General features: G+C 70.0%; 11 protein-coding genes. 5 read left to right on the top strand and 6 right to left on the bottom strand.

What is annotated here, in order from left to right; all coding sequences use genetic code 11:
* The first annotated feature begins 5 nt into the window (after window positions 1–5).
* A complete protein-coding gene (locus ACODT0_RS06410; RefSeq protein ID WP_489040891.1) occupies window positions 6–512 on the top strand; it encodes a cupin domain-containing protein in 507 nt (168 codons plus the stop codon).
* 4 nt (window positions 513–516) lie between these two features.
* Here ACODT0_RS06410 and ACODT0_RS06405 read toward each other — a convergent pair whose 3' ends face one another.
* From ACODT0_RS06405 to ACODT0_RS06380, 6 genes are all read right to left on the bottom strand, one after another.
* Window positions 517–1,635, bottom strand: a complete 1,119-nt coding sequence (locus tag ACODT0_RS06405; RefSeq protein ID WP_057591158.1) for a 3-deoxy-7-phosphoheptulonate synthase — start codon at window positions 1,633–1,635, stop codon at window positions 517–519.
* 262 nt (window positions 1,636–1,897) lie between these two features.
* Complete coding sequence (locus ACODT0_RS06400) at window positions 1,898–2,434, bottom strand: hypothetical protein (protein WP_216087441.1); 537 nt, start codon at window positions 2,432–2,434, stop codon at window positions 1,898–1,900.
* A 79-nt stretch (window positions 2,435–2,513) separates the two neighbouring features.
* The gene (tldD, locus tag ACODT0_RS06395; RefSeq protein WP_057591162.1) at window positions 2,514–3,974 is read right to left on the bottom strand and encodes a metalloprotease TldD; all 1,461 of its coding nucleotides are present in this window, start codon (window positions 3,972–3,974) and stop codon (window positions 2,514–2,516) included.
* Window positions 3,975–4,033: 59 nt separating this feature from the next.
* Window positions 4,034–5,188, bottom strand: coding sequence for a rod shape-determining protein RodA (rodA, locus tag ACODT0_RS06390; RefSeq protein ID WP_261211311.1), 1,155 nt, complete (start codon window positions 5,186–5,188; stop codon window positions 4,034–4,036).
* 32 nt (window positions 5,189–5,220) lie between these two features.
* Window positions 5,221–7,083, bottom strand: a complete 1,863-nt coding sequence (locus ACODT0_RS06385; RefSeq protein WP_261211312.1) for a sensor histidine kinase — start codon at window positions 7,081–7,083, stop codon at window positions 5,221–5,223.
* 12 nt (window positions 7,084–7,095) lie between these two features.
* Window positions 7,096–7,821 (bottom strand): response regulator, encoded by a 726-nt coding sequence (locus tag ACODT0_RS06380; protein ID WP_057591164.1) that lies wholly within the window; start codon window positions 7,819–7,821, stop codon window positions 7,096–7,098.
* A 316-nt stretch (window positions 7,822–8,137) separates the two neighbouring features.
* On the opposite strand from ACODT0_RS06380, the gene ACODT0_RS06375 reads away from it, so the two are divergent.
* The 4 genes from ACODT0_RS06375 (at window position 8,138) to aroE (ending at window position 12,621) form a co-directional block, all read left to right on the top strand.
* Entirely contained in the window at window positions 8,138–8,734 is a 597-nt protein-coding gene (locus ACODT0_RS06375) for a YqiA/YcfP family alpha/beta fold hydrolase (RefSeq protein ID WP_057591165.1), read from the top strand.
* A gap of 68 nt (window positions 8,735–8,802) precedes the next feature.
* Entirely contained in the window at window positions 8,803–10,875 is a 2,073-nt protein-coding gene (locus ACODT0_RS06370; RefSeq protein ID WP_489040890.1) for a ribonuclease catalytic domain-containing protein, read from the top strand.
* Window positions 10,872–11,723 carry an energy transducer TonB gene (locus ACODT0_RS06365; RefSeq protein WP_489040889.1) on the top strand — a complete coding sequence of 284 codons (852 nt, stop codon included), beginning with the start codon at window positions 10,872–10,874 and terminating at the stop codon, window positions 11,721–11,723. Before ACODT0_RS06370 ends, ACODT0_RS06365 begins: the two co-directional genes overlap by 4 nt.
* A gap of 43 nt (window positions 11,724–11,766) precedes the next feature.
* Window positions 11,767–12,621, top strand: coding sequence for a shikimate dehydrogenase (gene aroE / locus ACODT0_RS06360; RefSeq protein ID WP_489040888.1), 855 nt, complete (start codon window positions 11,767–11,769; stop codon window positions 12,619–12,621).
* Window position 12,622 lies beyond the last annotated feature (1 nt).

Raw genomic sequence — 12,622 nt, 5'->3', positions numbered from 1 at the left:
CGCCCATGACCCAGCGCGCCACCCAACTCATCGACACGCTGGGGCTGCAGCCGCATCCCGAGGGCGGCTGGTACCGCGAGGTGTTCCGCTCCGCCGTGCAGGTGCATCCCGCCGACGAGCGCGCGGCCCGCAGCGCCCTCACCAGCATCTACTTCCTGCTCGAAGCCGGCCAGCATTCGCGCTGGCACCGGGTGCTGTCCGACGAGGTCTGGGTGCATCTCGAAGGCGTGCCGCTGGCGCTGTGGACATGCGATGCCGCGCTGCGCACCGCGCCGGCCCATGTGCGGCTCGGGCCGGTCGACGTGCACGGCACGCGGCCCCAGCACGTGGTGCCCGCGGGCCAGTGGCAGGCCGCGCGGCCGATCGAAAGCCATTCGGCGGGCGACTTCACGCTGGTCGCCTGCATGGTCGGGCCGGGCTTCGACTTCGCCGACTTCTCGCTGATGGCGCCCGACGGCGACGAGGCCGCCGCGGTGCGCCATCACTGGCCCGCGCTCGCCGCGCTGATCTGAGCGATCAGCCGCGGCGCTGCTTGACCGCCTGCGACAGCGTCTCGAGCACCTGGGTCGAATCGTCCCAGCCCAGGCAGGCGTCGGTGATGCTCTTGCCGTACTCGAGGCCCGCGATCTTGTCCTTGCCGGGCGTGAACTTCTGGGCGCCGGCCTGCAGGTGGCTCTCGACCATCACGCCGAACACGCGGCGCGAACCGCCGGCGATCTGGCCGGCGATGTCCTTCGCGACGTCGATCTGCTTCTGGTGCTGCTTCGAGCTGTTGGCATGGCTGCAGTCGACCATCAGCGTGGGCGGCAGCTTGGCCGCCTCGAGGTCCTTGCAGGCCGCCTCGACGCTGGCTGCGTCGTAGTTGGGCGCCTTGCCGCCGCGCAGGATCACGTGGCAGTCGCGGTTGCCGTTGGTCTGCACGATCGCGACCTGGCCGTTCTTGTGCACCGAGAGGAAATGGTGGCCGCGCGCCGCGGCCTGGATGGCGTCGGTGGCGATGCGGATGTTGCCGTCGGTGCCGTTCTTGAAGCCGATCGGCGCCGACAGCCCCGAGGCCAGTTCGCGGTGCACCTGGCTCTCGGTGGTGCGCGCGCCGATCGCGCCCCAGGCGATCAGGTCGCCGATGTACTGCGGCGAGATCACGTCGAGGAACTCGCTGCCCGCCGGCAGGCCCAGGCGGTTGATGTCGATCAGCAGCTGGCGCGCGATGCGCAGGCCTTCGTCGATGCGGTAGCTCTCGTCGAGGTAGGGGTCGTTGATCAGGCCCTTCCAGCCGACCGTGGTGCGCGGCTTCTCGAAGTACACGCGCATCACGATCTCCAGCGTGTCGGCGTACTTCTCGCGCTCGACCTTGAGGCGGCGCGCGTAGTCGAGCGCGGCGGCCGGATCGTGGATCGAGCAGGGACCCATCACCACCAGCAGCCGGTCGTCCTTGCCGCCCATGATGTTGTGGATGCTGCGGCGCGTGCCCGTGATCAGCGTTTCGACCGGCGTGCCGCGAATCGGGAAGAAGCGGATCAGATGTTCGGGAGGGGGGAGCACGTTGATGTCCTTGATGCGTTCGTCGTCGGTCTTGCTGGTTTTTTCGACGCTCGCATACCAGCTCTCGCTGGCCGGGGCAGTGTTCGTGCTCATGAAGGTTCCTTGTTGGATTGAATATCGTCAGGGCATAAAAAAACCGCCGGGGCTGCTTGCGCCGGCGGTTTTGGGAGGGGTGCCTGTCTGCTTTACGCGCTCGCCTCTCGTCCGCCGGAAACCGGGAACCAAAAGTAGGCAAAGAAATAGGCGCGGAGAGCGGCGGACATGGGCGCGAATGTAGCACGGAAAAACAAAACCCGGCTTCGAGGCCGGGCGTTCGTTGTTTTGGCGCCGACGGAGCCGGCGCCTGGACACGGGCTCAGCGGTAGCCCGACTCGTTGGCGTTGTGGATGATCCAGATCAGGTTGCCGCTCGAGTAGTCGCCCATGCCGCCACCCGCGAAGATCAGGCGGCCCTGGCCCTTGTAGGTCATCTCGAAGCGATGGCGGTCGCTGCCGAAATAGAACGGGATGAAGGCCTTGCCGGTCACGTAGGCGCCCTGGTCGGTGGGCTGCCCCGCGAGGTCGGTGACCTGCCGCGCGCTCATGCCGATCTGCAGCCGGGCGAACTTGCTGTTGCGCGCCGGGTTGCCGGTGATCTCGCCTTCGTAGCCGTTGAGGCCCTTGACGGTGCGGCCGCTGCCGGCCTCGACCTTGGACGAATCGACGACATTGCCCTGGGCGTCCATGCCGGCCTTGGAACCGCTGCGCGCGGGGGCGGCCGGGGCCGCGGCCGCCGCGGGCGCGGCCTCGCTCTGGCTGCCCGAGCCGCCGCGCGATGCGCAGCCGGCGCTGGCCAGCGCGACCAGGGCGGTCATGGCCCAGAGGGCGGCGGGCGAGTGGATCCTGTTCCCCATTGAAATGCTCCTTGAATGCGTCGTCGCAAAAGGGCGCAGCTTAGCAACGGGAGGAAACGCTCCGCAAGTGACGAAAGTCTTAAGCCGTTCCGCCTACAGTGAGCCCGTCGATGCGCAAGGTGGGCTGGCCGACGCCCACCGGCACGCTCTGGCCCTCCTTGCCGCAGGTGCCCACGCCCGAATCGAGCGCCATGTCGTCGCCGATCATCTTCACGCGGGTCAGCGCGTCGGGGCCGTTGCCCACGATGGTCGCGCCCTTGACCGGGTACTGGATCTTGCCGTTCTCGACCCAGTAGGCCTCGCTGGCCGAGAACACGAACTTGCCGCTCGTGATGTCGACCTGGCCGCCACCGAAGTTGACGGCGTACAGGCCCTTCTTGATGCTCGCCACGATCTCCTCGGGCGCCTTGTCGCCGCCGAGCATGTAGGTGTTGGTCATGCGCGGCATCGGCACGTGGGCGTAGCTCTCGCGGCGGCCGTTGCCGGTGGGCTTGACCTTCATCAGGCGGGCGTTGAGCGCGTCCTGGATGTAGCCCTTGAGGATGCCGTCCTCGATCAGCACGTTGCGCTGGCTGGCATTGCCCTCGTCGTCGACGTTGAGCGAGCCGCGGCGATCGGCGATGGTGCCGTCGTCGAGCACGGTCACGCCCTTGGCGGCCACGCGCTGGCCGATGCGGCCCGAGAAGGCGCTCGAGCCCTTGCGGTTGAAATCGCCCTCGAGGCCGTGGCCGATGGCCTCGTGCAGCAGGATGCCGGGCCAGCCCGGGCCGAGCACCACGGTCATCTCGCCCGCGGGCGCGGGGCGCGACTCGAGGTTGGTCAGCGCCGACTTGACGGCATGGTCGACGTACTCGGCGATCTGCTCGTCGTCGAAGTAGGCCAGGCCGAAGCGTCCACCGCCGCCGCCCGAGCCCACCTCGCGGCGGCCGTTCTGCTCGGCGATGACGGTGACCGACAGCCGCACCAGCGGCCGCACGTCGGCCGCCAGCGTGCCGTCGGCGCGCGCCACCAGCACCACGTCGTACTCGCTCGCGAGGCCGGCCATGACCTGCGACACGCGCGGATCGCGCGAACGGGCCAGTTGCTCGACCTTCTCGAGCAGCTTCACCTTGGCGGTGCTGTCGAGCGTGGCGATCGGATCGAGGCCGGCGTAGAGCGAGCGGCTCGAGGCGATCTTGCGCGGCACGGTCTTCACGCGGCCGGTGCGGCCCGCGGCGGAGATCGAGCGCACGGTGCGCGCCGCGTCGAGCAGCGAGGCCTCGGAGATGTCGTCGGAATAGGCGAAGGCCGTCTTCTCGCCGCTGACCGCGCGCACGCCGACGCCCTGGTCGATGCTGAAGCTGCCGGTCTTGACGATGCCTTCCTCGAGGCTCCAGCCCTCGCTGCGGGTGTACTGGAAGTACAGGTCGGCGTCGTCCACGCGGTGCGCGGTGATCTCGGCCAGGGCCTTGCTCAGGTGCGATTCGTCGAGGCCGAAGGGCGTGAGCAGCAGTTGTTGCGCCGTGGCGAGGCGCTCGATGGTGGGTTCGCGGGAGATCATAAGAGCCATTCTAGGCAGCCGCCCCATTCCGCGGGGACGGCGGGATGCTCGGGCCGCGCTCAGTTCTGCGCCAGCTTCCGGGCGCGCGCGATCGACATCAGGATCCCCAGCCCCAGCCCCAGCGTGACCATGGCCGTGCCGCCATAGCTGATGAAGGGCAGCGGCACCCCCACCACCGGCAGGATGCCGCTGACCATGCCCATGTTCACGAAGGCGTAGGTGAAGAAGATCATGGTCACCGCGCCCGCCAGCAGGCGCGAGAACAGCGTGGTGGCGTTGAGCGCGATCGCCAGCCCGCGGAAGATCAGCAGGATGAAGGCCGAGATCAGCGCCAGGTTGCCCACCAGGCCGAATTCCTCGGAATAGGCGGCGAAGATGAAGTCGGTGGTGCGCTCGGGAATGAACTCCAGGTGCGTCTGGGTGCCCTGCATGAAGCCCTTGCCTCCGACGCCGCCCGAGCCGATGGCGATCATCCCCTGGATGATGTGGAAGCCCTTGCCCAGCGGGTCCTTGCTCGGGTCGAGCAGCGTGCACACGCGCTGCTTCTGGTAGTCGTGCAGCACGCGCCAGTCGACGCCGTCGGTGCACAGCTGCGATTCGAAGCTCACGATCAGCGTGATCGCCACGGCGCCCAGCAGCACCGGCGGCACGATCAGCTTCCAGGGCAGCCCCGCGAAGAAGATCACCGCCAGGCCGGCCGCCAGCACCAGCAGCGAGGTACCGAGGTCGGGCTGCTTCATGATCAGGCCGACCGGCACCGCCAGCAGGACGGTCGCCACCACGAAGTCGAGCGGCCGCAGCTGCCCCTCGCGGCGCTGGAACCACCAGGCCAGCATCAGCGGCATGGCGATCTTCAGGATCTCGCTGGGCTGGATCACCATGCCCACGTTGATCCAGCGCGTGGCGCCCTTCTTGGTGATGCCGAACAGCGCCACCGCCACCAGCAGCGCCACCCCCGCCGCATAGAGCGGCACGGCGGCGAGCATGAGCTTCTGCGGCGGCACCTGCGCCACCACGAACATGATGAAGCCGGCCAGCAGCATGTTGCGGCCATGGTCGACGAAACGGGTGCCGTGGTCGTAGCCCGAGGAATACATCGTCAGCAGGCCCGCGAAGGCCAGCAGCAGCACGGCGAAGGCCAGAAAGCCGTCGAAGCCCTGGAAGATGGGCGCGACCCGGCGCGCCAGGGAGGGCTGATTGAACACGGCGGACATGGGCGCGGATTATCCGCGCCCGCCGGGCCCGCTCAGTCGAAAACCAGCTGAACGACCGTGCGGCCCGGTCGGCTTTCGAGCGCCAGCCGCGCGCCGATGGCGCCCGCCCGCTCGGCCAGCGAGCGCGGCGCCCGGGTGGCGTCGAAGCCGCGCCCGTCGTCGATCACGCGCAGCGCCAGCGCCGTGCCTTCCATGCGCGCCTCCAGCCGCAGCACCCGCGCCTGCGCGTGCTGCAGCACGTTCGAGATCGCCTCGAACAACAGGAACTGCAGCTGCCGCATGCCGTGCGCGTCGAGGTGCGCCACCGGCGCGACCTCGTCCACGGCCCAGTCGAGCGCGACCTCGGCCGTGGCCAGGCGCGGCTCGAGCCGGTAGCGGAACGCCGCCAGCAGCGCGCCGACGTCGCCCGGCGGCAGGTGGATCGAGTCGATCGACAGCTTGAGCTGGTCCATCGAGTCGCGCAACGTGCGCAGCAGCTCCTCGGAGCTGGTCTGGCCCGACTGCAGCTGGCGGATCGCCGAGCTGATGTGCGAGCCCACGCCGTCGTGCATGTCGCGCAGGATGCGCTCGCGCTCGTGGGTGCGCGCCTGGTCGCGCGCCGCCCGCTCGAGCTCGGCATAGGTCGAAGCCAGCTCGCGCTCGCGCTGCGCCACCCGCTCGGCCAGGGTGCGGACCGCGCCGCGCGCCGCGACGCTGGCCGCGCGGAAACGCCGCAGCACGATCAGGAGCAGCGCGATGCCGAAGAACACCGACGAGTAGCGCACCCAGGTGGTCTCGCCGTAGGCGTCACTCAGGCGGATCACCAGCCAGTCGCGCACGCCGAAGGCCAGCGTGAGCAGGGCCGCGGCGGCCACCAGCAACCGCTCGGCGCTGGGACGCCGCGCGGTGGAACCGACGAAGGCACCGACGAAGACCGCGATCACCACGATCTCGATCGCGAGCCAGCCGGTGAGCCAGATCGGCTGCTCGCGCTGCAGCGCGAGCGCGGTCGAGACCACGGTGCCCAGCACCACGGCCAGCAGCGGCCAGCGCAGCCAGCGCGTGTGGGCCGTGCGGCCCCAGTCGGCCAGGTGGTAGCAGAACATCATGGCCGAGGCGGCCCAGCCGGCATAGCAGGTCGCCATCAGCACGCCCCAGGGTACCCACGGCAGCGGCGGTTCGGCGATCACGCCGTCGGCCACCCGGATCGCCCAGCAGAACTCGGCCAGCGCCGCCCACAGGTAGATGCCGTCGCGGCGCGGCTGCCCGGTCGCGGTCGCATCGACCTGCGTGAGCCACAGCGCCAGCGCGATGGCGCCGACGATCAGGCTGAAGGCGGTCAGCAGCACCGAGGCGGTGAAGCGCCAGGCATAGGCCGGCTCGAACAGCCCGTTGCGCACCGCGTCGGCCGGGCCGATGAACACGCGCGACAGCCCGGCGCGGCGCGCGCTGTCGGCGCGGATGCGGATCTGCAGGTGGTTCTCGCCGGCCCGCAGCAGCTCGCCGGGCACCGGCACGTAGATCGGCGCCTTGGCGTAATCGGCGCCGTTGCCCCGCGAGAGGTCGCCGTAGACCTGCAGCAGCGCGCCGTTGAGCTGCACCTCGAACACGTTGCCGGTGCGCGGAATGAAGATGCCCCAGGGGCTGTCGGGCGCGGTGGGCAGCACGAAGGGCAGGTCGAAGCTCGCGAGCCCGGGCCGGCCGCGGTGCAGCCGGTCCCAGTGGTAGGACAGCTCGACCGGCTCGCTGCGCACCGCGCCGTCGACCTCGGCGGTGACCGTGCCGCGGCGCAGTTCGAGCGGACGGTCGGCGGCGCCGGCCCCCATGGCCCACCCGGCCCACAGGGCCAGCACGAGCAGCAGCAGCCACGGCGCGATCGGCATCGCGGGCAGCCGCCCGCGCAGGGTCCGGAGCACGGATGTCCCGTCTCAGCCGGAACGCGACAGCAGCCCCAGTCGCGTGGCTTCGAACACGGCTTCGCTCTTGGAATGCACCGCGAGCTTGCCGTAGAGGTTCTTGATGTGGGTTTGCACCGTGTGCACGCTCAGGCCCTTGAGGCGCGCGATCTCGGCGTACGAGAAGCCGCGCGCGATCAGCGTCAGCACCTCGTGCTCGCGCGCCGACAGCAGCGCGCGCTCGCCCGCGTCGGGCGCGGCTTCGGGTTCGGCCGTGCCCGGCACGCTGGCCGACTGCAGGCTGCGGTACTTGGCCAGCACGCGGCGCGCGATCATGGGCGAGATCGGCGAGGCGCCGGCCTTCATCTCGACGATGGTCTGGGCGATGTCCTCGGGCGCCGCGTCCTTGTGGATGTAGCCGACGGCGCCGGCCTCGATGCTCGCGAGCACGTTCTCCTCGTCGCCGAACACCGACACCACCAGCGGCTCGCAGCCCGGGAAACGCGCGACGGCATCGCGGATCACGTCCAGGCCGGTGCCGTCGGGCATGCCGAGGTCGACCAGCAGCACGTCGGGAATGGTGGCGGTGCGCGCGAGCCAGCCCAGCGCCTCGCTCACCGTGCCGGCGCTGCCGAGCCAGAACAGCTGCGGGCTGCGCTGCACGCTGGTCTCGAAGAAGGCACGGGCGCGGCTGTCGTCCTCGACCACGAGCACGCCCCAGCGGCGGGGCGTAGCGTCATGGGGGTCCTCGGTAGTCATGGGGCCGAAGCATAAGCCGGCGCACGCTTTCGCAGGTCCGCGAATCCTCACCCTTTCATGGGATGTGCATCGGGAGGCTTGCACACACACTCGAATCGTCTTCGAACTTTGCACGATGGGAGGAACACGCGATGAATACTTTCGCGTTGTGCCCCTGCCGCGCCACGCTGACATCGAGGACCCTCTCCCGTTCCGGGAAGCCCGCACCGCGGGGTTTTTGTCGCCTCGACGCCATCTGATGGGCACGGACCTCATGCAAAATTACCTGGACTTCGCAAGCAGCGCGCCATCGACGCGCTTTCCGTCGCCCCCCCGCATGGAACCACAAACCACCCATCTGCTGTACCTGCACGGCTTTCGTTCCTCGCCCCGCTCCACCAAGGCGCGCGCGGTGGCGGATCGGGTGGCCCAGCGGCATCCGAACCTGCACTGGTGGTGCCCGCAATTGCCGCCCTCGCCCAAGGATGCGATCGACATGGTGATGAAGGGCATCGCCGACTGGCCGCGCAAGTCGATGGCGGTGGTGGGCTCCTCGCTCGGCGGCTTCTACGCCACCTACGTCGCGGGCATGACGCGCTGCCGCGCCGTGCTGCTGAACCCGGCCGTCCATCCCGCGCGCGACCTCACGCTCTACATCGGCGACCAGAGCGCCTGGCACGATCCGGCCGAGCATTTCTATTTCCGCCCCGAGTACATCCACGAGCTGCGCGCCATGGAGGTCGGCTCGCTGACCCGCCCCGAGCGTGTGTTCGCGGTCATCGCCAAGGGCGACGAGGTGCTCGACTGGCACGAGATGTCGGCGCGCTACGCCGACAGCCGCGTCAAGTTGATAGAGGGCGGCGATCACGCCCTTTCGGACTTCAAGAAGAGCCATCTGGACGACGTGATGGCCTTCATCAACCCAGTTCCATAACGCGCCAACCGGCGGCCTGCGGCTCCCGCGCCACAGGCCCGCCCCGCCTGCATGGGAGAATCCGGCCCATGTTTGTATTGTTTGAAGAAGCCGGCAAATACCTCGGCGGGCGCGTGCTGTCGGAGGCGGAAGCCTCGGCGCAGGTCGAGCTCGAGACCGGCAAGCGCGTCAAGGTCAAGGGCGCCAACATCGTGCTGCGGTTCGAGAAGCCCTCGCCCGCCGAATTGATCGCCGAGGGACGCGCGCTCGCGGCCTCCATGGACCTCGACCTGGCCTGGGAATTCGCGGCCGAGGGCGAGTTCGGCTTCGCCGACCTGGCGGCCGACTATTTCAGCGACAAGCCCTCGCTGGCGCAGCAGGCCGCGGCGCTGTTCGCGCTGTTCGAGGCGCCGCACTACTTCCGCCGCGCGGGCAAGGGGCGCTTCAAGAAGGCGCCGGCCGAGATCGTGCAGCAGGCGCTGGCCGCGATCGAGAAGAAGAAGGCGATCCAGGCGCAGATCGTGGAATGGGCCGGCCAGCTCGCTGAGGGCGTGTGCCCCGCGCCGGTGCGCGAGCAGCTCTACCGCATCCTGTTCAAGCCCGACAAGAACGCGCCCGAATACAAGGCGGTGGTGGAAGCCTCGCGCGCCTCGCAGCGCGCGCCGCTCGAACTGCTCGAGCGCGCGGGCGCGATCGACTCGCCCTACCAGTTCCACTGGCGCCGCTTCCTGTTCGAGAACTTCCCCAAGGGCACGGGCTTCCCCGCGCTCGTGGCGCCCGCCATCGCCGACGAACTGCCGCTGGCCGAGGGCGTCGAGGCCTTCTCGATCGACGACTCGCAGACCACCGAGATCGACGACGCGCTCTCGGTGCAGGGCCTGGGCAGCGGCACGGTCACGGTCGGCATCCACATCGCCGCGCCGGGCCTCGCGCTCGCGCCCGGCGGCGCCATCGACCAGGTGGCGCGCGCGCGCATGTCCACCGTCTACATGCCGGGCTACAAGATCACGATGCTGCCCGACGAGGTGGTCGACACCTACACGCTGCTCGAGGGCGCCGACCGCCCGGCCGTGTCGCTCTATGCGCGCTTCGACGAAGCCACGCTCGAACTGCAGTCGACCGAGACGAAGCTCGAGCGCGTGCCGATCGCCGCCAACCTGCGGCATGACCAGCTCGATAGCGTGGTGACGCAGCCCTGGCTCGAGGACGGCTCGATCACGCACGAGGACACGCCGGCCGCCGCCGCGCGCTTCCGTCCCCAGCTCTCGTTCCTGCACCGCCTCGCGCGCCAGCTGAAGGCCCAGCGCGAGGTCGTGCGCGGCAAGCCCGAGAACTTCAACCGGCCCGACTACAACTTCCGCCTGGTCGGCAACGACGGCGCCGAACCCACGGGTGCCGAGCAGGTGCAGATCACGACGCGCCAGCGCGGCGCGCCGCTCGACCTGATCGTGTCCGAGGCCATGATCCTGGCCAACAGCAGCTGGGGCGGCTGGCTCGGCGAACTCGGCGTGCCCGGGCTCTACCGCAGCCAGGCCAGCCTGGCGCCCGGCATCAAGGTGCGCATGGGCACGCGCGCGCTGCCGCACGCGGGCCTGGGCGTGAAGAGCTATGCCTGGAGCACCTCGCCGCTGCGCCGCTACACCGACCTGGTGAACCAGTGGCAGATCATCGCGGCCGCGCGCCACGGCAAGACCGCCGCGCTGGCCGCGCCGTTCAAGCCCAAGGACGCCGACCTGTTCTCGATCCTCTCGGGCTTCGACGCGGCCTACGCGGCCTACAACGGCTACCAGGGCGGCATGGAACGCTTCTGGACGCTGAAGTACCTCGAGCAGCAGGGCATCACCGAGCTCGAGGCCACCGTCATCAAGGACCTGCCCAACGGCGCGCTGGTGCGCGCCGACGCGCTGCCGCTGGTGTTCCCGGTGGCCGGCCAGCAGGAACGCGGCGCGCGCCTGCGCGTGAAGCTCGGCGAAATCGACGAGATCGCGCTCGACGTCAGCGGCACCGTGCTCGAGCGCCTCGATGCGCCCGCGGCCGGCGCGGTGGACGACGCCGAGGACGAGGAAGAGGTGGTCGCCGGCCCGATCGCGATCGCGGTCGACCTGGCCGATGGCGACGCCGCCCCCGACGCGGGAGCGGCCGCGGAGAACGCGCCCGCATGAACCTCAAGGATCTGAGCACCCTGCAGATTGCGCTGGGTGTGTCCGTCATCGCGCATGCCGCGCTGCTGGCGGTGCGTTTCGTCGACCCCGAGGCCTTCAACCGCGCGTTCACCGAAACGCCGCTCGAAGTGATCCTCGTCAACTCGAAGACCCACGAAGCGCCGGATCCCAAGACCCGTGTGATGGCCCAGACCTCGCTCGCCGGCGGTGGCGACCTCGAGCGCGGCCGCGCCACCAGTCCGCTGCCGCCCTCCTCCTTCAGCGCGGTCGGCGATTCCGCCGAGGAGGCGCAGCGCCAGGTCGACCTGATGCAGCAGCAGCAGATGCAGCTGCTGACCCAGCTCAAGCGCGACCTCGCGGCCATGCCGCCGCCCGATCCGCGAGTGAGCGGCGACCCCAGGGAAGCCACCGCGCGCGAGGAGAAGCGCCGCCAGATGGTCGAGCTGCTGGCCGAGATCGAGCGCCGCGTGAACGAGGAGAACGCGCGCCCCAAGAAGCGCTACCTGAGCCCGTCGACGCGCGAGGCCGCCTATGCGCTGTACGTCGATTCGCTGCGCCGGCGCATCGAGGTGCGCGGCACCGAGAATTTCCCGACCGCGGCCGGCAAGAAGCTCTACGGCGAACTCAAGATGACGATCACCATCAACCACGACGGCAGCCTGCTCGACACCGTGATCGACGAGAGCTCGGGCAACACCACGCTCGACCGCCGTGCCCAGGCCATCGTGCGCAGCATCGGCAGCTTCGGCAAGTTCACCGACGCGATGCGCCGCCAGACCGACCAGATCGTGATCCAGTCGCGCTTCCGCTTCACGCGCGACGAGACCATCGAGCTGTCGTCGCAGTAGCGGCGACGGCCCGAAGAGAAGAAGAAGCCAGGAGACCCGCGCCATGGACCTGTACTGCGTGATGGGCAACCCGGTCGAGCACAGCCGCTCGCCGTGGATCCATGCCCGCTTCGCCGAGCTCTGCAACCAGCCGATCGCCTACGAGCGCCGGCTGGTCGCGCTCGGCGCCTTCGCCGAGGGCATCGCCGCCTTCCGGCGCGAGGCCGCCGAACGCGGCGACCACGCGGGCGGCTGCAACGTCACCGTGCCCTTCAAGTTCGACGCCGCCGCCATCGCACAGCACACCAGCGAGCGCGCCATGCTCGCGGGCGCGGTCAACACCTTGCGCTTCGCGGCCGATGGCGACATCCATGCCGACAACACCGACGGCATCGGCCTGGTCAACGACATCGAGCGCAATGCGCGCGTGCCGCTGGCTGGCAGGTCGCTGCTGCTGATCGGTGCCGGCGGCGCCGCGGCCGGCGTGCTCGGGCCGCTGCTCGACGCGGGCGCGGCGCGCGTGGTGGTGGCCAATCGCACGGTCGACAAGGCGGTGGCGCTGGTGCGCCGGCATGCGGCGCTCGCGCTGGCCCACGGCGCCTCGCTCGAGGCCTGGGCGCTCGATGCGGTGCCGGGCGACTTCGATGTCGTGATCAATGCGACCGCCTCCAGCCTCGCGGGCGACGCGGTGCCGGTCGGCGCGCAGGTGCTGCGCGCGGGCGCGCTGGCGGTCGACATGATGTACGGCCCCGCGGCCGCGGGCTTCCTGCAATGGGCGCAGGCCCACGGCGCCGTGGCGCGCGACGGCCTCGGCATGCTGGTCGAGCAGGCGGCCGAATCCTTCGAGATCTGGCGCGGCGTGCGACCGCCTTCGGCCCAGGTGCTCGACGAGCTGCGCGCGCGGCTCGCCGCCGCCTGAA

It is taken from the genome of Variovorax sp. FG153 (assembly GCF_057809595.1).
Note: the sequence above shows the minus strand (reverse complement) of the source record. Positions and strands in the feature narration are given on the sequence as shown.